The 18,792-nt window shown below is 50.9% G+C and carries 21 protein-coding genes; 14 read left to right on the top strand and 7 right to left on the bottom strand.

What is annotated here, in order from left to right; translation table 11 throughout:
• Positions 1-180: 180 nt before the first annotated feature.
• The 5 genes from ACFQ2T_RS03145 to ACFQ2T_RS03125 all read right to left on the bottom strand — a co-directional run bounded on the left by ACFQ2T_RS03145 (position 181) and on the right by ACFQ2T_RS03125 (position 4,891).
• Positions 181-849 (bottom strand): DUF1826 domain-containing protein, encoded by a 669-nt coding sequence (locus tag ACFQ2T_RS03145; RefSeq protein ID WP_379030388.1) that lies wholly within the window; start codon positions 847-849, stop codon positions 181-183.
• Positions 850-857: 8 nt separating this feature from the next.
• On the bottom strand, positions 858-2,093 hold the full coding sequence (gene zigA / locus ACFQ2T_RS03140; protein ID WP_379030385.1) for a zinc metallochaperone GTPase ZigA: 1,236 nt from the start codon (positions 2,091-2,093) through the stop codon (positions 858-860).
• A gap of 20 nt (positions 2,094-2,113) precedes the next feature.
• Positions 2,114-2,518, bottom strand: coding sequence for an RNA polymerase-binding protein DksA (gene dksA, locus ACFQ2T_RS03135; RefSeq protein ID WP_379030382.1), 405 nt, complete (start codon positions 2,516-2,518; stop codon positions 2,114-2,116).
• Positions 2,519-2,663: 145 nt separating this feature from the next.
• Complete coding sequence (locus ACFQ2T_RS03130; RefSeq protein WP_379030379.1) at positions 2,664-3,125, bottom strand: Fur family transcriptional regulator; 462 nt, start codon at positions 3,123-3,125, stop codon at positions 2,664-2,666.
• Positions 3,126-3,301: 176 nt separating this feature from the next.
• Positions 3,302-4,891, bottom strand: a complete 1,590-nt coding sequence (locus ACFQ2T_RS03125) for a protein adenylyltransferase SelO (protein ID WP_379030376.1) — start codon at positions 4,889-4,891, stop codon at positions 3,302-3,304.
• 193 nt (positions 4,892-5,084) lie between these two features.
• On the opposite strand from ACFQ2T_RS03125, the gene ACFQ2T_RS03120 reads away from it, so the two are divergent.
• The 5 genes from ACFQ2T_RS03120 (at position 5,085) to ACFQ2T_RS03100 (ending at position 10,013) form a co-directional block, all read left to right on the top strand.
• Positions 5,085-7,004 carry a ribonuclease catalytic domain-containing protein gene (locus ACFQ2T_RS03120; RefSeq protein ID WP_379030373.1) on the top strand — a complete coding sequence of 640 codons (1,920 nt, stop codon included), beginning with the start codon at positions 5,085-5,087 and terminating at the stop codon, positions 7,002-7,004.
• Positions 7,004-7,798 (top strand): polyamine aminopropyltransferase, encoded by a 795-nt coding sequence (locus ACFQ2T_RS03115; protein WP_379030370.1) that lies wholly within the window; start codon positions 7,004-7,006, stop codon positions 7,796-7,798. Before ACFQ2T_RS03120 ends, ACFQ2T_RS03115 begins: the two co-directional genes overlap by 1 nt.
• Positions 7,799-7,871: 73 nt before the next feature.
• The gene (locus ACFQ2T_RS03110) at positions 7,872-9,056 is read left to right on the top strand and encodes a THUMP domain-containing class I SAM-dependent RNA methyltransferase (protein ID WP_379030367.1); all 1,185 of its coding nucleotides are present in this window, start codon (positions 7,872-7,874) and stop codon (positions 9,054-9,056) included.
• A gap of 56 nt (positions 9,057-9,112) precedes the next feature.
• Positions 9,113-9,466: a nucleotide pyrophosphohydrolase gene (locus ACFQ2T_RS03105; RefSeq protein ID WP_379030364.1), complete on the top strand. Its 354-nt coding sequence runs from the start codon at positions 9,113-9,115 to the stop codon at positions 9,464-9,466.
• 46 nt (positions 9,467-9,512) lie between these two features.
• On the top strand, positions 9,513-10,013 hold the full coding sequence (locus ACFQ2T_RS03100; RefSeq protein ID WP_379030361.1) for an aminoacyl-tRNA deacylase: 501 nt from the start codon (positions 9,513-9,515) through the stop codon (positions 10,011-10,013).
• A gap of 62 nt (positions 10,014-10,075) precedes the next feature.
• Here ACFQ2T_RS03100 and ACFQ2T_RS03095 read toward each other — a convergent pair whose 3' ends face one another.
• Positions 10,076-10,552, bottom strand: coding sequence for a hypothetical protein (locus tag ACFQ2T_RS03095; RefSeq protein WP_379030358.1), 477 nt, complete (start codon positions 10,550-10,552; stop codon positions 10,076-10,078).
• Positions 10,553-10,785: 233 nt separating this feature from the next.
• On the opposite strand from ACFQ2T_RS03095, the gene pabC reads away from it, so the two are divergent.
• From pabC to ACFQ2T_RS03050, 9 genes are all read left to right on the top strand, one after another.
• Positions 10,786-11,625 (top strand): aminodeoxychorismate lyase, encoded by an 840-nt coding sequence (gene pabC / locus ACFQ2T_RS03090; RefSeq protein ID WP_379030356.1) that lies wholly within the window; start codon positions 10,786-10,788, stop codon positions 11,623-11,625.
• A gap of 20 nt (positions 11,626-11,645) precedes the next feature.
• On the top strand, positions 11,646-12,653 hold the full coding sequence (gene mltG / locus ACFQ2T_RS03085; RefSeq protein ID WP_379030353.1) for an endolytic transglycosylase MltG: 1,008 nt from the start codon (positions 11,646-11,648) through the stop codon (positions 12,651-12,653).
• A gap of 30 nt (positions 12,654-12,683) precedes the next feature.
• On the top strand, positions 12,684-13,289 hold the full coding sequence (gene tmk, locus ACFQ2T_RS03080; RefSeq protein ID WP_379030350.1) for a dTMP kinase: 606 nt from the start codon (positions 12,684-12,686) through the stop codon (positions 13,287-13,289).
• A complete protein-coding gene (holB, locus tag ACFQ2T_RS03075) occupies positions 13,286-14,278 on the top strand; it encodes a DNA polymerase III subunit delta' (RefSeq protein ID WP_379030347.1) in 993 nt (330 codons plus the stop codon). The genes tmk and holB overlap by 4 nt, the downstream gene beginning before the upstream one ends.
• Before the next feature lie 66 nt (positions 14,279-14,344).
• Positions 14,345-14,725, top strand: coding sequence for a PilZ domain-containing protein (locus ACFQ2T_RS03070; protein WP_379030344.1), 381 nt, complete (start codon positions 14,345-14,347; stop codon positions 14,723-14,725).
• Between the two features lie 35 nt (positions 14,726-14,760).
• Positions 14,761-15,537, top strand: a complete 777-nt coding sequence (locus tag ACFQ2T_RS03065; protein ID WP_379030341.1) for a TatD family hydrolase — start codon at positions 14,761-14,763, stop codon at positions 15,535-15,537.
• Positions 15,528-16,289 (top strand): MBL fold metallo-hydrolase, encoded by a 762-nt coding sequence (locus ACFQ2T_RS03060; protein WP_379030338.1) that lies wholly within the window; start codon positions 15,528-15,530, stop codon positions 16,287-16,289. The genes ACFQ2T_RS03065 and ACFQ2T_RS03060 overlap by 10 nt, the downstream gene beginning before the upstream one ends.
• A gap of 119 nt (positions 16,290-16,408) precedes the next feature.
• The gene (locus ACFQ2T_RS03055) at positions 16,409-16,777 is read left to right on the top strand and encodes a hypothetical protein (RefSeq protein WP_379030336.1); all 369 of its coding nucleotides are present in this window, start codon (positions 16,409-16,411) and stop codon (positions 16,775-16,777) included.
• A gap of 214 nt (positions 16,778-16,991) precedes the next feature.
• Positions 16,992-17,543, top strand: a complete 552-nt coding sequence (locus tag ACFQ2T_RS03050) for an NAD(P)H-dependent oxidoreductase (RefSeq protein ID WP_379030333.1) — start codon at positions 16,992-16,994, stop codon at positions 17,541-17,543.
• Positions 17,544-17,630: 87 nt separating this feature from the next.
• Here ACFQ2T_RS03050 and ACFQ2T_RS03045 read toward each other — a convergent pair whose 3' ends face one another.
• The gene (locus ACFQ2T_RS03045; RefSeq protein ID WP_379030330.1) at positions 17,631-18,764 is read right to left on the bottom strand and encodes a sigma-54 interaction domain-containing protein; all 1,134 of its coding nucleotides are present in this window, start codon (positions 18,762-18,764) and stop codon (positions 17,631-17,633) included.
• Positions 18,765-18,792 lie beyond the last annotated feature (28 nt).

Genomic DNA, 18,792 nt, shown 5'->3' with positions numbered 1-18,792 from the left:
ATTTTTTGAGAGCAAATTTTTGAAGTGATTAATCATCATTATAAGTGTGTCCATTTGGCTTTCTCACTATAAAACCACTATTTCATAGACAAAAAAACACTGAGTGGACGCTGCGAAGCTTTTATGGGATTTGGTGTCACTTTTGTGTGCATTGTTTGTGGTGTGATTCATACACGGGATTTACCAGATGGCATCCAATGCCAGGACAACCCGCCTCATAGTCGCTGGAATAGATGGCGAACGATGAATGGCCCCAGCCTGTTGATTGCCTTGCCATAAACTTCCTTTAAGCAATACCAGTGCTTGTTCTGGCGCCTGGCGTATGCCTTGAGGGTGCAGGATCAACGCCTGATTAAAAGCTTCGGTTGTAGCGTAGGGATTGGCAAACGCATTTCTATCGCAAAACGCCTCATCCAGCCATTCGGTGCCTGGTCCCAGATAGGTGCAAAGCAGGCGGATGCCGGTACGGTCAATATGAAATTTGGGGCACATGGCGTGCGTCAATACTTCCAGCCTGATGCCAACTTTCGGGCAATCCATCAGGTCGGCGTAGAGGTTTGCCAGCGTACTGATATCTTCCAGCAGCGCCTCTTTACCTACGTCATCTGGTAAGCGCATTTCGCGATCAAGCCGGTCGGGCGTGACTTCCGTGTGTCTCAGCGTCAGCCTGTATCCTCCGCCCAATCGGCTGCTGACTTGCTGCAAGAAGCTCGATAGTTGCGCTATCTCAGGTCTTGCAACGACATTTACCTGCTGAGATGGCTCAAAAATGGAGAGTAAATCCATAGGATTGAAATCGAGTCTTCCGCCAGGCGCAGGCGCGATATTAGGTGGGATTTGTGCAGCCATGAGCATGGTTATACGGTCTCCTCTTCAAGCAGACGGGCCGTTTCATCTGGCTGGGCGACAGACCATCGTGGGAAAGGGTCAGGCAGCTCACGCCAGCCCTTCATGCCCAGCGCGGTCTCAGCATCCGTCAACAGGCAGGCATCGAATTTTGCAGTCAGCGCGATTTTATCCATGTCCATGCCTATGATGACTAACTCCTGCTGCCGGTCGCCATACGGGGCCCGCATACGTGAGCGTATGTACTCCTGGCTTTCATGGTCTTGTGGCCAGTCATGGCTGGGGGTTGCCGCCCACCACATGCCTGCCAGCTCAGTCCTGGTCACGGCACCTGCCTGCGACCACATGCCGCAGAATTCCGGCTGCGAGGCAATCCAGTAGCGGCCTTTGGAGCGCACCACGCCTGGCCACTCGGTATTCAGCCATTGCCATAAGCGTTGCGGGTGGAAAGGCTTGCGTGCGCGGTACACAAAACTCGAAATGCCATATTCTTCAGTCTCAGGCACGTGTTCACCACGTAACTCCTGCAACCAGCCTGGTGCTTCCGCGGCCTGGTCAAAATCAAACAGGCCGGTATTCATAATGCGATTAAGCGGCACTTTGCCAAAACTGCTATGCAGAATCTGCGCACGCGGATTCAAAGCTTTCAATATTCCTTCGAGCTGCGCGATTTCATCCAGCGTCATTAAGTCTGTTTTGTTGAGCACCAGCACATCACAAAACTCAATCTGTTCTACCAGCAAATCAACCACCGTGCGCTCATCTTCCTCACCCAGCGACTCGCCGCGCTCACTCAGCAAGGTCTGTGAGCTATAGTCTTTCAGGAAGTTATAACCGTCCACCACTGTCACCATTGTGTCCAGTTGCGCGACATCCGCCAGCGAAATGCCATCTTCATCGGCAAAGGTAAACGTTTCGGCAATCGGTAAAGGCTCTGAAATGCCGGTGGTTTCAATCAGCAGGTAATCAAAACGGTTTTCTTTCGCAAGGCGCGTGATTTCAACCAGCAGGTCTTCGCGCAAAGTGCAGCAGATGCAGCCATTGCTCATCTCGACCAGTTTTTCTTCCTGACGTGATAACTCCGCGCCACCGTCACGCACCAGTTGTGCGTCTATATTCACCTCAGACATATCATTGACAATCACCGCGACGCGTTTGCCTTCGCGATTATTGAGAATATGGTTGAGCAGGGTGGTTTTGCCAGCACCGAGAAAGCCGGAGAGTACTGTCACAGGGAGTTTTTTCATGGCGTGTTCCTTCGCATGTCTTAATGGTTGAATAGCCGTTCGCGGCGCTCATGGCGCTCTTGTGCTTCCAGGCATAGTTTGGTGGCCGGTCTGGCAAACAGGCGCGCCAGGCCGATGGGCTCACCGGTCTCTTCGCAATAACCATACTGGCCTTGCGCAATGCGCAGCAGGGCGGATTGTATGGTTTTGATATGTTTGCGTTCACGTTCCCGCGTGCGCAGCTCAAGACCGTGGGTTTCTTCCTGGGTAGCCCTGTCTGCGGGATCCGGCGTTTCCTGTTGTTCATGCAAATGCGTGCTGGTGAGCAACATATTGGCTTGCAGGGTATCCAGTTGCTGTTCCAGCAGTTGTTTGAAAAATGCCAGTTGCGCCTCGTTCATATAGGCATCTTCTGGCATGGATAGAAGTTCAGACGGAGTTAACATTTAACGCAACTTGATTGCAATGCAATTTTGTTGCATTTTATGCGAATGCTTTATTAATTGCAACTAAGTTGCAAAACTAGACTGGTTTAGGTGATGGGTGAGAAGAACGGAGTATCAGTAAATTACCGGAATTAAGATTTTGGCATCAGGGCTTCTGGCAATCCAGGCACAGCCCTTTCAGGCTGATTTCGATATTAGACACCCGGTAGGTATCGAACAGGGATTGCGGGATATGCGCAGCCAGTTCGTGAATGCATAACACGGTGCCACATTGCTGGCAGTGCAGATGGGCATGGCCGTGGTTATTTAAAAGGCCGAGGTGATCCGTTCGTCCAGGTTCTGCACTTCGATAGCTACGCTTAGGCGCATTGAGCTGAAATTTCCAGGCGCGGTCATCGCTGGAGATTTTATGGATCAGCGAACTTTCCAGTAACCAGTCCAGCACGCGATAGACGGTCACCCGGTCTATCTCAACGCCTTGCAATGCAGCCAGGATATCCGTGTGGCTCAGCGCAGTGGTGGAGTTCAGCAGGGTGTTTAAAACGGCAGTCCTGGCTTTGGTTGGGCGCAAGCCAGCGTCAGTCATTAATTGTTCGGCAGTCAGCATAGTTTATTTTGCTTAGGAAACTCGAAATAAGTGATTGAGCAAGATGAAGTGCAAGGCGCACGGAACGCAGAAACCGAGGCAGTACTTTAGTACGGCGAGGTTGCGAAGCTGTATTCATAAAGTCTCGCGCAACGCGGCAATTCGCTTGCGCAGACACTTATTCCGCGTTTCCTTAATTATGAGCTACAGGATAACATGGAGCAACCCGCTTTATGGCGCGCCCAGTCCGGACGTTTTTTGGCGAATGCCTCCATGCCTGCCTGCTCGGTATAAGGGTGACGCAACACTTCAAGCAAGGTCAGTAGGCGTGAATTGTCACCCTGGGTGGCCAGGTCAATCGCTTCTTGCGCCAGGTAATTACGCAATACATATACCGGATTGCTGGCTGACATGCGTTGTTCACGCTGCTCCGCAGAAAGAGTTGATTGTTGTACTCGCTGGCTATAACGCTGCAACCAGCCCTGTATATCTTCACCAAAGTCTTTCAAACCCTCCTCGGTATAAAAAGCATCTTCCAGCACCGAGAGTTGCGGCCGGGAAATATCCAGTTGCTTAAGGTGAGTAAAGAATAAGGTTTGATCCACCTCCGCACGCTGCATCAGTTCAAAAATATCGTTGATCAATTCACCATCACCTGCTTGCCAGCTATCCAGGCCAAACTTGTCGGCCAGCGAGGTCGTCAGCGCGTCAAAATACACGTTATCAAAGTGGCTTAATCCTTGTGAAAGGCCATTGGTTTCTGGGAGTGCTGTCGCCAGCGCTTCCGCCAGCCGCTCCAGGTTCCAGCGCGCAATATCCGGCTGGCGACCATAGCAATAGCGACGGCCTTGTGCATCGGTAGTATTAGGCGTCCAGCTCGGGTCGAAATTATCGGTCCAGCCATACGGGCCATAGTCTATGGTCAGGCCCAGGATAGACATATTGTCGGTATTCATCACGCCATGCACAAAGCCGACCCGCATCCAGTGTGCCACCATGATGGCGGTACGCGCACATACTTCCGCAAACCAGGCCTCTATCATGCCCTGTCCTGGATTATCTACATCCAGCAGCAGGCCGGTGCCAGGCCACCACTCGGCATAATCGCGGTCTATGGTGAAGCCGATAAAGCGTTTCAATAGCGGTAATTCCTCGCGACTGGCGAGTATCTCAAAGTGGCCGAAACGGATAAAGGAAGGGGCGACCCGGCAGACGATGGCGCCCGGTTCGAACTCAGGGTTGCCGTCATAAAACATATCCCTTACCACCGGTTCGCCAGTGGTCACCAGGCTTAATGCCCTGGTGGTGGGGATGCCCAGGTGATGCATGGCTTCGGAACATAAAAACTCACGCAGGCTGGATCGCAACACGGCCCGACCATCGGCCCTGCGGGAATAGGGAGTTTCGCCAGCGCCTTTCAGTTGCAATTCAAATCGCCGTTGCTGGTGTACCAGTTCACCCAGGTAGATAGCACGGCCATCACCGAGTTGTCCGGCCCAATTGCCGAACTGGTGGCCACCGTAACGCGTGGCATAGGTGAACATGCCTTGCAGGGCGCCATTGCCACCAAGCGTTTGCACCATATCGGGGTCATGCATATCTGCATCGCTTAAGCCCAGCATACTGGCAACTTCCGCGCTGTAAGCGAGCAGGGTAGGCTGCTTGACGGGTGTTGGCTGCACGGCGGACCATAAACAGTCACTCACCTGACGCGTGAAATTGTCGGTTACGCGATCACCGGGTAGCTCGCGTATAAAGCGGTTATCAAAAACAAGTGGTTTCATCATGCGTATTCTAGAGGCTATCTTCATTGATGGGCATGCTTAATCAGCATTTATGGCTATGCTTAATTGGGGCCATGCTTAATTTAGTCAATACAAAGGGCTAAAGTTCAATCTCCGCCAGAAAAGTCGATGCTTCTCGGGTAAAATAGCGTTTTGAATTCTATCCGTGTGTTTTCCACACTCAAAATCTCCCGCAATGAATGTTTTTTACGAAGAAGACGGTGGCTTCAAGGTCGCTTCCATTATGTCCGAGGCTGACAGCAGCATGCAGGTCGAGGCCAGCAGTGGCAAACGCAGCAAGATCAAAGCGGCCAATGTCTTGATGCGGTTTGAGGGTGGGTTGTCCGGTTTCCTCGAAGCTGCACAAACGGAAGCGGAGACGCTGGATACAGATTTTTTGTGGGAATGCTGTGGCGAGCCTGAGTTTGGTTTTGAATCGCTGGCTGAAGAATATTACGGCGGTAAACCCAGCCGCCAGCAGGCTGCTGCCATTGCGATCAAACTGCATGGCGCGCCCATGTATTTTTACCGTAAGGGTAAAGGCCTTTATAAAGCCGCGCCGGATGAGACTTTGAAGGCTGCTCTGGCAGGCGTAGAGAAAAAACGGCAGCAAGCCGAATTGATGGCTACCATTACAGCGCAGCTGGTTTCCAAACAGTTACCTGACAGTGTTTCGGCCAAGCTGGACCAATTACTCTATGCGCCGGATAAAAATGCCATGGAGTGGAAAGCACTGGAGCAAGCGGCTGGCGAGCTTAAGAAGTTGCCGGTGCAAGTGCTGCATGAGGCAGGAGCCATTCCTTCCATCCATGATTACCATCTGGGCGCTTTTTTGCGCGAATATTTTACGCATGGCACGGCCTTTCCTGAGTTTGAACTTGCAACTTTACCGGACGATTTGCCAGTGTCAGACGTACACGCTTTCAGTATCGATGACAGTACCACCACTGAAATTGACGATGCGTTATCGGTGACACTGTTGCCAAACGGCAATACGCAGGTTGGTATCCATATTGCAGCGCCTGCGCTGGGCGTGGCACCGCGTGAGGCGCTGGATCACGAAGTAATGAAACGCCTGTCTACCGTATATATGCCTGGGCATAAAATCACCATGCTGCCGGAAACCGCCATCCGCCCGTTCAGCCTGGATGCAGGCGAAACCAAACCGGCTTTGTCGCTGTATCTGGAGGTCACAGCAGATTACAGTATTGTTCAGCAGCATAGCCGTTTAGAGCTTGTGCAGATTGCGCATAACTTGCGGCACGACACCCTCGAGCCTTATTTCAACGAAAATACCCTGGAAACCGATAGCGGCCACCCGTTATGGCAGCCGCTGGTATTCCTGTTCCACTTTGCCGAAAGCCTGGAAAAAGCGCGTGGTAAATACGATCCGACCAAGCAGCAACCGGTCGATTACAATTTCTACGTCACCGATGGCATCGTCAGCATCATCAATCGCCAGCGTGGTTCGCCTATGGATAAGCTGGTGGCAGAACTAATGATTGCCGCCAATAGCCAGTGGGGCTTGTTGCTGGCAGAGCATGAGGTGTCCGGTATTTACCGCGCGCAAAATGGTGGCAAGGTGTATATGACAACCAAGGCAGAAGGTCATCAGGGCCTGGGCGTTGCGCAATATGCCTGGTGTACCTCGCCGTTGCGGCGTGCAGTCGATCTGATCAACCAGCGCCAGATCATCAGCGTACTGACCTTGCAAGCACCTGTGTATGCCGCGCATGGCGATGAAATCGTTGGTCATATGCGCAATTTTGACCAGACTTATAATGCCTATAACGAGTTCCAGACCCGCATGGAACGCTATTGGTGCCTGCAATACCTGGTGCAGGAAAACATCCAGGAAGTGGAAGCCACGGTCTGGCGCGAAAACCTGGTGCGCCTGAGTGGCTTGCCCTATATGACCAAAGTACATGCCTTGCCTGTATTGAAACCTGGCAGCAAAGTGCAATTGTCCGTGCAGAAGGTGGATACCTTGCTGATGGAGCTGGAATGCAAGTTCCTGCGTTTGATTGAAGACACCACACCTGATAACGCCGCAGCGGAAACAGGCGATACGCCGCAAGTAGACAATACTTCGGTAGATGTGGTGGAAAACGCATAATGTTTAAACTCAACCGTAAAATCCATAAAGCCATTTCTGACCTGGAAATGGTAGAAGTCACCGAAGTCGATGGCGTACGTTCCATGCACCTGGGTTCGCCAACCATCCAAAGCAGCATGAAGGTCAAAGACCCGTTTGCGCTGGTGCTGGCTTATTCCTGGGGTATGCTGAGCAGCCTGTTGTTCAAACCGGATATCCGCAACACTATCCTGGTTGGGTTGGGCGGCGGTTCAATTGCCAAATATGTATGGCAAGCCTGTCCGCAGATCAGGCAAACCGTGATTGAGCTGAATCCGCAGGTCATTCAAGTGGCTCGCAGTCATTTTTTCGTGCCAGACGATGATGAGCGCCTGACTATCGTTGAAGGTGATGGCATCGCCTATATCCAGCAACATCTGGGCAGTTGTGACTGGCTGATGATGGATGCATTTGGCAGCAACGGTTTGCCGCCGGATTTTTGCACGCAGGCTTTCTTTGACGACTGTGCGGAAGCCCTAACGCCGGATGGCCTGTTCGCGATCAACTTGTGGGGCTCCGACAAAAAGTTTGATATCTATATGCAGCGCATAGAGCAAACGTTCGACCAGCGCGTGCTCATGATGCCTACCGGCAAGCCGGGCAATATCATTGTATTTGGCTTCAAGCCTGAACTGGCCATGCCTGATTTGATCACCCTGCGCAAACGTGCGCAGGAAGCCATGCAAACGCATGCGATCCAGTTCCTGGATTTAATTGACCGCTTGCAGGGTGCAAACCCTAATGACGGTAAAGGATTCACCTTGGGCAGAGATTAATAGCGAAGCCTGCAAACATTGGCTCACTGCTCAACTATTAAGTTGATATTCAACTAGAAAATCAGAGATAAACATGCGTAACCATTATTTTGCAACCTGTCCGCGCGGGTTGGAAACCATACTTGTCGAAGAGCTCAAGCTCAGCGGCGCAAACGACATCAAACCAACCGATGGTGGCGCCAGCTTTAATGGCGACCTCGGTGTCTGTTATCAGATCAACCTGCATTCGCGCGTGGCTACCCGCGTCCTGATGCAAGTGGGCAATGGCCAATATGCGACCGAGGAAGATATTTACCAGGGTGCGCTCAAGGTCAACTGGCCGAACTGGTTCAATGTGAAATACAGCATGATGGTGAAAGTCACCGCAGTGCGCAGCCCGCTGAAAAGTCTGGAGTTTATTACGCTTAGAGTGAAAGACGCGATTTGCGATAAATTCCGCCAGGCGGTCAATAGCCGCCCCAATATCGATACCCGTGAGCCGGATGTCAGGGTGCATGTCTATTTAACCAGCGATCGTTTCCTGCTGTATGTAGATACTTCGGGTAACCCCTTATATCAGCGTGGCAACCGCAAGAATACGATAGAGGCGCCATTGCGCGAGAACCTGGCAGCCGGTATTTTGAAACTCGCTGGCTGGCAGCCAGGCCAGGCATTGCTGGACCCTATGTGCGGCAGCGGCACTTTTCTGCAGGAAGCGGTGATGATGGCGCTGAATATCGCACCAGGCCTGAACCGCAATTTCGGTTTTGAAAAACTCAAAAACTTTGAATCAGATACTTTCAAGAAGATCCGCAATGCAGCGGCCAAAGCCGTGAAGCCGGTCAGCTTCCAGAAAATCTATGGCTCAGATATGGATCTGCGCGCTGTGCGTGTGACCAAACAAAACCTGGAAATGGCAGGATGGAGCGAAGCTGTGCAACTGAGCCACATCGAATTCACCAAACTCACGCCACCGGCCGACAGCGGCGTTCTGGTCGCCAATCCACCGTATGGCGTACGCATTGGTGAAGATGAAACTTTGGCAGAGTTGTATCCGCAAATGGCTGTCACGCTCAAGCAGCAGTTCAGCGGCTGGAATACCTATTTCCTGACCAATGACCTGCGTATGCCCAAACTGATGCGTTTGAGCCCTAGCAAAAAGACACCGCTATATAACGGGCCGCTGGAATGCCGTTTGTTTGAGATCAAAATGGTGGCGGGCAGTAACCGCCGTGATAAGCCTGAATCAGCAGAAGCCAAATCTCAGGATAAAGAATAACCAAGATAAAAGAATAACTTAGGATATCCAATTCAACACTTTTACGATAGGCAACTATGGCAGATTCAATTGATGCATTACGCACACGCGTGAATAATTTCGTTGAGGAACGTGAATGGTCGCAATTCCATTCGCCAAAAAACCTGGCCATGGCGATGATAGTAGAAGCGGCGGAAGTGGTCGAGCATTTCCAGTGGATGACCGAACCCGATAGCCGCCAGCTGGATGCAGAAACCAGGGAAAAAGTAGGTCAGGAACTGGCCGATACTTTTGTATATTTAATGCGTATCGCTGAAGTCTGTGGCATAGACCTGATTGCAGCTGCCAACGCCAAGATAGACCTGAATGCCCAGAAATACCCGGTAGAAAAATGCAAGGGTAGTAACGATAAATATACTAAATATCAATAATTTAAATTAATTAGTTAAAGTATTTTATATTAACTGGATATCTGCCATGACCACCACTTTTCAATCTGCTGTAACTGACTTGCTGCAACAACAGGGGGTAGATTTTCAGGTGATCGAAATTCCTTTAAGTGAAGATAAAAAACCTATCCGTAGCCTGGAAGAATTACTTTCTTCGCAAGGGTTGCAACCACAATCCGTGGTACGCAGTGTGGTGTTCAAGGGCGAAAACAGCGGCTTCAGTTTGCTGGCGGTGGCCGGTGGCGGCCGTGCCGACTGGGCATTGCTGCGTGCACACCTGAATGAACGCAAATGCCGCATGGCAGAGTATGACGAAGTGCCTGAAGCGACCGGCTATTTGGTTGGCGCAGTACCACCGATTGCCTTGCCAGCTGACTTACGTGTGCTGGTGGATGAAAGTGTTTCTCACTATGAAACAGTGATCATCGGCAGCGGGGTGCTTGGTTATGCGCTGGCACTTAAATCAGCAGATTTGCTGGGCTTGCTGGCGGATAAAGTAAAAGGTAATTTTGTAAAAGTCGACGCTTAGCGTTCGTCGCTGAGGTCGAAATATAGAAGGTTGCAAGGCTTCATTGAGCGCCTTTGCCAGGCTTAGCCACCAAGCATGGTTTTAATCGAGGCATTTTTCGCTTTTTCGACCATCACCGCCGCTTGTCCAGGATTCTGGCTGATCGCATCTGTCCAGTCTTCACTTGCTCTGTCAGCATCACTGTCGCCACTCATCATTCCCAGTAAACCGCTGCTGTCTTCATTGCTTTCTTCATCATTCCCAAACAGCAGCATGGTATTGCTGAGTTGAATTTGCCGCATTTGCTGTAACAGGCCTTGCGCCGTGTAAATCTCTGTCGTGTTGCCGGATTGACCCAATGTCACCTCGGCGCTGGCGCCGGCCGGATTGTCTTTCGCTGTGCCTGCCGCAGCTTCTTTTTTATTCCCGTCCACGGCTTTGCTATTGCCTGCCGCGCTGGTGCTGCCTGTGGCTGCGCTATTGGCCATGGTGCTGGCGTCAGCGCTGTAGGCTTTATTGATCATCGCGGCGACGTTAGTCTGAATGCTGGAAAATGCCATGTCCGTGCCTCCGTTAAAAGTGCAGATACAATACCTCGTAACCTGTTAACGGCATCCGAACATTAAACTTTAGAAAATTGTTTAATTCTTTCTACGAAATTTTTGCCAAGGTTTATCGGAGTGATCTTCAGTGGATTTTCTGTGGCCGATTTCTGCCTTCGGCTGCGTCGTTTCCAGCGGTTTTATGGTAAGGTTTCAGCCTTATTCAGGTACATCTATTTTTTCCTCTCAACATGACAACTGTCCGCTATTGTGTAAACGGCAAACTGGTGAGCGGCATTGCCCCCACCAATCGCGGCTTTGCCTATGGCGACGGTGTTTTTCGCACCATGCGCCTGCTCAATGGCGAACTGCAAGACTGGCCGTTGCACTACCAGACATTGGTTGCAGACTGCAGCAAGATCCAGATTGTGTGCCCGTCAGCCGAACTGCTGATGCAGGAATTCAAGTACTTCTTGGCGTCTGCCAGTGAAGAAGACACGCAGTTCAGTATCATCAAGATCATCATTACCCGCGGCGAAGGGGCACGTGGCTATGCGCCACCTGCGGTGAGTGAGCCGACGCGGGTGCTGATACAAAGCCCGCTGCCAGATTACCCACCGGAAATGTATACCCATGGCGTGGCACTCTACACCTGCCAGACACGGCTGGCGCATCAGCCTTTACTGGCAGGTATCAAGCACCTGAATCGCCTGGAAAACGTGCTGGCCCGCGCCGAACTGAAAGACCCGCGCTTCTTTGATGGTTTGTTACGTGATTACGATGACAATGTGATTGAAGCAGTCAGCGGTAACCTGTTTATCCGCAAGGATGGCATGGTCAGGACGCCCCCGCTGGATAGCTGTGGCGTGGCGGGCGTAATGCGGCAGAAAATACTGGATTGGTACAAGACGCAAGGCCAGCCTGTGGTGATCGCGCCCTTATCCATGGGTGACTTGTTGCAGGCAGATGCCATGATCATTGTAAACAGCGTTTATGGTGTATTGCAGGTATCGCATATTGACGATCAGCCAATCACAACCAACCACTGGGCAAAAGAGCTCAGGCCTCAATTACACTATGTCACCCATTAGCAGTATGTTCGCCAGGTCTTATGCAGTCGATTAAGAAGTTTTTTAAGTACACGCTGGTATTGCTGGGTGCCTCTGCACTGGCACTGGCGCTTTGGCTCGTGATTTTCATGATAAGGCCCTTGCCTATGGCCTCTGAAACCATAGGCATGCAGATCCCTGCCGGTGCCAGTGTGCGCGGCATTGCTGACCAACTGGTATCAGCAGGAGTATTGAGTGAGCCGTATAGCTTCCTGCTGGTTGTCAAACTGACCGGCAGCGGTAGCCGCTTGCAGGCGGGTGATTATGCCTTGAACGCGCCGTTGCAAGTACTGGGCCTGATAGACCTGCTAAAACATGGCACGTTTGACCAGTTCAAGCTGCAACTGACAGAAGGCAAGACCTTTGCTGATTTCCGCCGCAAGCTGGCGCAGATGCCTGGTATACGACATGACACGCTGAACCTGTCAGACATTGAGTTGATGCAACTGGTCAGTGGCGAAACGAGTTCGCCAGAGGGCTGGTTTTTTCCGGACACCTATTTTATCGACAGCCAGAGTACTGATACGGACATGTACAAACGGGCGTATCAAAAGATGAAACAGTACCTGGCTGCCGCATGGGAAACCCGCCAGTCCGGATTGCCTTATAAAACACCTTACGAAGCGCTGATCATGGCTTCTATCGTAGAGAAAGAAACCGGTGTTGAAGTCGAGCGTCCACAGATTGCCGGTGTGTTCGTCAACCGTTTGCGGATAGGCATGCGCCTGCAGACTGACCCCACCGTGATTTATGGCATGGGCAGCCGTTATCATGGCAATATTACGCGACGTGATTTACTCACGGATACGCCGTATAACACTTATACTCGCAGTGGTTTGCCGCCGACGCCGATTGCCTTGCCTGGTTTGGCTTCCATCCAGGCGGCGCTGCATCCGGCCAATACCAAGGCGTTGTATTTCGTGGCGAATGGGCAGGGCAGACATGTATTTACCAGTACGCTGGAAGAGCACAACAAGGCAGTCCGTGCCTATCAATTAAAGAAACATTAATCATATGTGCAAGAGTTGGGAAGTGAAGTAATGGCTGGTTTGTTTATCACGCTGGAAGGCATGGATGGTGCGGGCAAGAGTACGCATATTCCGACCATACTGGCATTGCTGGGAGCATCCGGGCGTGAAGTCGTTTCTACCCGCGAGCCTGGGGGGACGCCTTTAAGCGAACAGCTGCGCGAGTTGTTATTGCACCAGGACATGCATGTGGAAACAGAGTCACTGCTGATGTTTGCCGCACGGGCAGAGCATTTGCAGCAGGTAATCCTGCCCGCACTGGCGCGTGATGCGATTGTATTGTCTGACCGCTTTACCGATGCTTCCTACGCTTATCAATGTGGCGCACGTGGCCTGCCATTGGAAAAAATGCAGACACTGGAAGCCTGGGTGCAAGGAGATCTGCAACCCGATATCACCTTGCTGTTTGATGTGCCGGTAGAGGTCAGTCTACAGCGACTGGCTGGCGCACGTACGCCGGATAAATTTGAAGCACAAGGCGCTGAATTTTTTGCCAGACTGCGTGCCCAATATCTTGCACGGGCAGCAGAATACCCGCAACGTTTTCGCGTGATTGATGCGAACCGGTCGCTGGAAGAAGTGAAGAAATCAGTTGAAGAAATTATTCTATCATTATGATTAGTAATGTATATCCATGGCAGGAAACCCTTTTTTCGCATTGGGTGCATGCAGGCGAGGGCCGTCATCATGCTTTGCTGTTTCATGGTAAAACCGGCATAGGCAAACTGGCGTTTGCGAATACCTTGGCGGCAGGCCTGTTGTGCTCGCAACCGCAACAAAATGGGATTGCCTGTGGACAATGCCAGTCATGCCACTGGCTGTCAGAAGGCGCGCACCCTGATTTCAAGGAAATCACGCCTGAAGATGATGAGGTCACAGATAGCAAGAAGAAAACCCGCAAGCGGCAACAGATTTTGATTGACCAGATCAGGGCCTTACAGGATTACCTTTCCCTGACCAGCCACCAGGTGGGCGGTATTCGCGTAGTATTGATTCATCCGCTGGAAGCCATGAATGTGGCAGCTTCAAATGCATTATTGAAACTGCTGGAGGAGCCGCCGCAACGCACCCAGTTCCTGCTGGTTTCGCATCAACGGCAAGCTTTATTGCCCACTATCCTAAGCCGCTGCATGCAGGTGGATATGCCGGTACCGACGCAAGCGCAGGGTTTGCAATGGTTGCAGTCACAGTCTATTTCGCAGGCGGAATGGATCTGGCACTACAGTGGCGGCGCACCGACCACCATCCAGCAGGACGATCTGGACTGGTATGGCTGGTATCAGCAATGGAGCCCGCACCTTTCGCGTGGTGCTGCGATGGATATTGCATTGGCTGGCGGTGTCCTGATCAAGCAGGGCATGTCTGCCGCCATCCAGGTGTTACAAAAATGGTTGCTGGATTTATGGCTGTCGCGGCACCAGCTGCCATTGCGCTATCATCCGGATGCATCGACTAATTTACAAACACTTGCATCGAAACTGGAGTTAGCGCGCCTGCTGGCATTTCAACAACAGCTGAATCGCTTTAAAATGACTGCACTGCACCCGTTGAACCAGGAGTTGCAATTGGAGCAGTTGTTATTGCAGTACAAGAAAATGTTCGGCTAACCGCTATTTGCGCCTAAGCATACAGCCCAATCAGTCAGAGACTCAGGAGCACACAGGAGCCCATGCATGACAGACACACAACCACCATCGACTACTAATCCTGCCGGGTCTGCGAAACCCGGGGTGCTGTCACTGGCGATTCGTGAAAAAGCTGCCTTGTTCGCCGCCTATATGCCATTTGTCAAAGGTGGCGGCTTGTTTATCCCGACCAGCAAACCTTTCAAGATGGGTGAAGAAGTGTTTATGTTGCTGACTTTGCTGGATGATCCGCAAAAACTGAAAATCGTGGGTAAAGTGATCTGGATCACGCCACAGGCGGTGAACAATAAGCCACAAGGCATAGGTATACAATTTGGCGACAAAGACGGTGGCGTAGAGGCGAAAAAGCGCATCGAGACTATCCTTGGTGCCGCCTTGAAATCCAGCAGGCCTACGCACACTATTTAAGCACTTACATCTTCAGTATTTCTAACGGACTTTTCATGCTTGTAGATTCACACTGCCACATCAACTTTCCCGAGCTGGTCCAGAATATGGATCAGTTACGGGCTGACATGCTGACCAATGAGGTCGGGCATGCGCTGTGTGTGTCTGTGACACTGGATAAGTTTCCCGAAGTATTGGCGATTGCTGAGCAATACACGAATATTTATGCCTCAGTCGGTGTGCATCCTGACTATGAAGATATCCAGGAGCCTACCGTTGATCAACTGGTGTCGCTGGCAGATAACCCGCGCGTGGTGGCCATTGGTGAAACCGGCCTCGATTATTTCAGGCTCACCGGCGACCTGGAATGGCAGCGTGAACGGTTCCGCACCCATATCCGTGCCGCCAAAGCCACAGGTAAACCGCTGATCATCCATACCCGTAATGCGGCGGAAGACACCATCCGCATCATGCAGGAAGAGGGTGCCGCTGAAGTCGGCGGTGTCATGCATTGTTTTACTGAAAGCTGGGAAGTCGCGCAGGCGGCCATAGAAATGGGTTTTTATATCTCGTTTTCAGGCATTGTCACTTTCAAGAATGCCGTGGCATTAAAAGAAGTTGCGCAAAAAGTGCCACTGGCATCCATGCTGGTTGAAACCGATTCGCCTTACCTGGCACCTATCCCGTTCCGCGGCAAAACCAACCAGCCCGCCTATGTGCGCCACGTGGCGGAGGAAATTGCCAGGTTGCGTGATATTCCGCTGCAACAGGTCATGGATGCCACCACCCACAACTTTTTCACGCTGTTTAAACACGCGCAGCCATGCAACTGACCATACTGGGTGCGGGTTCGAGTGCAGGCACACCAGCCCTGGGCTGCACCTGCGCCACCTGTGTCTCCACTGACTCCCGCAACAAGCGCACACGTTGTTCCAGCATGGTGACGCTGGATGATGGCCGCGTGATCCTGATCGATACTTCACCAGATCTGCGCCAGCAGGCGCTGCGTGAACACATGCATCGCGTCGATGCTGTGCTGTATACCCACACGCATGCCGATCACCTGCATGGAATTGATGACTTGCGCGCTTTTTGCCAGATCAACCGCTGCCAGATCCCGCTCTACAGCTATCCGGAAGCCATCAGCCATATCCAGGACAAATTTGGCTACACCTTGCGCGACCCCAGCCATTACTGGGATTTGCCTGTACTGGCTGCCCACATTGTGGAAACGCCTTTTGAAGTCGCCGGGGTGAAGGTCATCCCTATCCCTGTCATGCACGGCAAGATACGCATTTATGCCTATCGCATCGCCAACCTGGTTTATATGACGGATGTGTCTGCGATCCCTGAAACATCCTACCAGTGGTTGCAAGACGTCGATGTACTGCTGATTGATTGCCTGCGTGAAACGCCGCATCCTACCCATGTCAGCGTCAGCGAATCGCTGGCCTTGATCAGCCGTATTGGCGCTAAACGCAATGTGCTGATTCATATGACGCATGAGCTGGAATACCATGCGCTTCAGGCAAGCCTGCCTTCAAATGTGGTTGTGGGTTACGATGGCCTGCAATTGGCGCTGTAACTGGCACGCGCTCTTGTTTTTTGCCTGGTTGTAGTCAACCGAAATGCCATATAAACAGTTATACTTTCACAAATAGAATAATTGTTAACACATTTGATTTTGGGATACAGGAAATAAACATGAAGTTTTACTCAAAAATATCAGCTGTTGTCGTTGCCCTGGCTGTGTTATTCAGCACCACATCGGCGTTCGCAGGCAAATCCTACAACGAAAATGATTTTATCAATGGCTTTAGTGGCAAGTCCAAAAAAGTGGTGCTGGAAAAACTTGGCCAGCCATTCAAAAAGCAGCAATCAGTCAAACCCAGTAACGCCGGCAATATGATCGCAGGGATGGGCAAAGGCGAACAAAACAGCAAACCGGTGCAGGTGGAAATGTGGTACTACAAGAATATCGTCAAATATGATGACAAAAACACTTACAAAGAAACGGAAATGACTTTCGTCAACGACAAGGTCGTGAATATTGGATTCTTTAATAATCGCTGATTTCCTGAATTCATTATTTAGCTGATTTCAAAAGCTGTGTCTCAGGAAACACCTTTTTTTATGGCCGCCATAGTGTGTGATATTCAACATTTCATACTAAAACACCTGTTTGTATGGCAACATTAAAATCATAATCTATTGAATTTAAAGGTATAAAAATATGGCATTCAATTTGCTAATCCTGATGTGACATTGTTAAATCAGGAAAATTGAAATGCCAAGAATTATTGGGGTATCCGGAAATATCACCGCGCCTTCCAGAACACTCTCGTTAGTGGATGCGGTCGTGGCAAAAGCCAGCCAGAAGTTTCATAGCCCGGGCGAGGTGATTGATATTTCCAAACTGACTGCGGATCTGGGACCTACTGTCTCTTTCAACAACTTTCCGCCAGCACTGACCCAGGCATATGACAAGCTGCACCAGTCGGACCTGATTGTGATTGGCACACCAGTATACAAAGCCTCTTACACTGGCTTGCTGAAACACTTTTTTGATTTAGTTGATCCGAAGAAACTGACCGGAAAAGTGGCGATTCTGGTGGCGACCGGTGGCAGCGACCATCATGCCCTGGTGCTGGAGTCTCATTTACGTAGTCTTGCCAGTTTTTTTGGTATTTACACCATCCCGACTACGATTTATGCCAAGGATATCGAGTTTAAGGATTACCAGCTGGAAAGTCCGCTGATTGAGCAGCGTATTGATCAGGCGCTTGAGCAAGCGGGTGTTTTGATCAAACAGCACTTGCCCGAAACACTGGTTGCCTGATCCTGGAATAGCGTCTAATTAGCACAAATAAAAAAGGGGATTTTCATCCCCTTTTTTAATGCCTTCCACTTTTGATTAATCAGCATTTTAAGCGATGAGATTCAGCTCTTTTAACCTGGCGCGCAGGATATTCCTGCTGATACCCAACAATTTCGCCGTGTGTACCTGGTTGTTTTTACTGTGCTCAAATGCCTTGCTCACAGTGGTGCCATTAATCAATTCATACAGATTATCGGCACCTTGCTCAAATAACTCCTCCAGCACGCTTTCCAGCTTATACAGTGAGCTTTGCTGCTCGTAACTGATTTTGCCTGTGGCTGGCGCGGCTACAGAATAGTGTTCATCTGTGATTACATGCGAAGCATTAAAGCTGATCTTGGGCAAGTTCAGATCTTTTGGCGACAAGGTATCCGAAGTGCTGACCAGCACCGCCCTATGGATCACATTTTCTAGCTCGCGGATATTGCCTGGCCATGGATACTCCATCAGCAATGAAATGGTTTCCGGCGACAGTTTGTGTTCAGAAGTATTCAATTTGCTGCGGTAAACATTCAGGAAGTGTTCAACCAGTGGCAGGATATCGCCACGACGTTCCCTTAATGGCAGAAGCTCAACCGGTACGACTTTGATCCTGTAGTACAAGTCTTCGCGGAAGCGTCCGGCTTTCACCGCTTCTTCCAGGTTGACGTTGGTGGCGGCAATCAGCCTGACATCAATGGGAATAGGCTTTCTGGAGCCAACACGTACCACTTCGCGCTCTTGTAGCACCCTCAACAGTTTGACCTGGGTCGATTGCGGCAAATCGCCAATTTCGTCCAGGAACAAGGTGCCGCCATTGGCCGTTTCAAACCAGCCGATTTTGGACATATTCGCACCGGTGAAGGCACCTTTTTCATAACCGAATAACTCGCTCTCAACCAGCGTTTCAGAGAACGCTCCGCAATTGATCGCCTGGAATGGCCCGTTTTTTCGATTGCTAAGTGAATGGATATGGCGCGCAATCAGCTCTTTGCCAGTGCCGGTCTCGCCGATAATCAATGCCGTGGCATTGCTGGTCGCAATCCTTTCGATCAGCGAAAGCAGGTTTTGCGATTTTGGATCGCTAAATACCAATGCGCTGGCACGTATAGACAGACTGACAGCAGATGGGTTAGGGTGAGTAATCACATGATCGACACGTTCAGTGTACGAATCACGGATATCCCAGCGTTGTGCGCTCATAATTGACTTCCTCACTTAACAGGCGTGT

It is taken from the genome of Methylophilus flavus (assembly GCF_042678905.1).
Lineage (GTDB): Bacteria > Pseudomonadota > Gammaproteobacteria > Burkholderiales > Methylophilaceae > Methylophilus > Methylophilus flavus.
This window is presented reverse-complemented; position numbering and strand designations above follow the sequence as displayed.

Excerpts from the sequence above, each read along its gene's own strand:
- zigA (WP_379030385.1), bottom strand. The coding sequence starts at position 2,093 with ATGAAAAAACTCCCTGTGACAGTACTCTCCGGCTTTCTCGGTGCTGGC.
- ACFQ2T_RS03050 (WP_379030333.1), top strand. The coding sequence starts at position 16,992 with ATGCCAAGAATTATTGGGGTATCCGGAAATATCACCGCGCCTTCCAGA.
- ACFQ2T_RS03105 (WP_379030364.1), top strand. The coding sequence starts at position 9,113 with ATGGCAGATTCAATTGATGCATTACGCACACGCGTGAATAATTTCGTT.
- ACFQ2T_RS03110 (WP_379030367.1), top strand. The coding sequence starts at position 7,872 with ATGCGTAACCATTATTTTGCAACCTGTCCGCGCGGGTTGGAAACCATA.
- ACFQ2T_RS03055 (WP_379030336.1), top strand. The coding sequence starts at position 16,409 with ATGAAGTTTTACTCAAAAATATCAGCTGTTGTCGTTGCCCTGGCTGTG.
- pabC (WP_379030356.1), top strand. The coding sequence starts at position 10,786 with ATGACAACTGTCCGCTATTGTGTAAACGGCAAACTGGTGAGCGGCATT.
- ACFQ2T_RS03115 (WP_379030370.1), top strand. The coding sequence starts at position 7,004 with ATGTTTAAACTCAACCGTAAAATCCATAAAGCCATTTCTGACCTGGAA.
- ACFQ2T_RS03125 (WP_379030376.1), bottom strand. The coding sequence starts at position 4,891 with ATGATGAAACCACTTGTTTTTGATAACCGCTTTATACGCGAGCTACCC.
- ACFQ2T_RS03100 (WP_379030361.1), top strand. The coding sequence starts at position 9,513 with ATGACCACCACTTTTCAATCTGCTGTAACTGACTTGCTGCAACAACAG.
- ACFQ2T_RS03060 (WP_379030338.1), top strand. The coding sequence starts at position 15,528 with ATGCAACTGACCATACTGGGTGCGGGTTCGAGTGCAGGCACACCAGCC.
- holB (WP_379030347.1), top strand. The coding sequence starts at position 13,286 with ATGATTAGTAATGTATATCCATGGCAGGAAACCCTTTTTTCGCATTGG.
- ACFQ2T_RS03145 (WP_379030388.1), bottom strand. The coding sequence starts at position 849 with ATGGCTGCACAAATCCCACCTAATATCGCGCCTGCGCCTGGCGGAAGA.
- ACFQ2T_RS03065 (WP_379030341.1), top strand. The coding sequence starts at position 14,761 with ATGCTTGTAGATTCACACTGCCACATCAACTTTCCCGAGCTGGTCCAG.
- dksA (WP_379030382.1), bottom strand. The coding sequence starts at position 2,518 with ATGTTAACTCCGTCTGAACTTCTATCCATGCCAGAAGATGCCTATATG.
- tmk (WP_379030350.1), top strand. The coding sequence starts at position 12,684 with ATGGCTGGTTTGTTTATCACGCTGGAAGGCATGGATGGTGCGGGCAAG.
- ACFQ2T_RS03130 (WP_379030379.1), bottom strand. The coding sequence starts at position 3,125 with ATGCTGACTGCCGAACAATTAATGACTGACGCTGGCTTGCGCCCAACC.
- ACFQ2T_RS03045 (WP_379030330.1), bottom strand. The coding sequence starts at position 18,764 with ATGAGCGCACAACGCTGGGATATCCGTGATTCGTACACTGAACGTGTC.
- ACFQ2T_RS03070 (WP_379030344.1), top strand. The coding sequence starts at position 14,345 with ATGACAGACACACAACCACCATCGACTACTAATCCTGCCGGGTCTGCG.
- mltG (WP_379030353.1), top strand. The coding sequence starts at position 11,646 with ATGCAGTCGATTAAGAAGTTTTTTAAGTACACGCTGGTATTGCTGGGT.
- ACFQ2T_RS03120 (WP_379030373.1), top strand. The coding sequence starts at position 5,085 with ATGAATGTTTTTTACGAAGAAGACGGTGGCTTCAAGGTCGCTTCCATT.
- ACFQ2T_RS03095 (WP_379030358.1), bottom strand. The coding sequence starts at position 10,552 with ATGGCATTTTCCAGCATTCAGACTAACGTCGCCGCGATGATCAATAAA.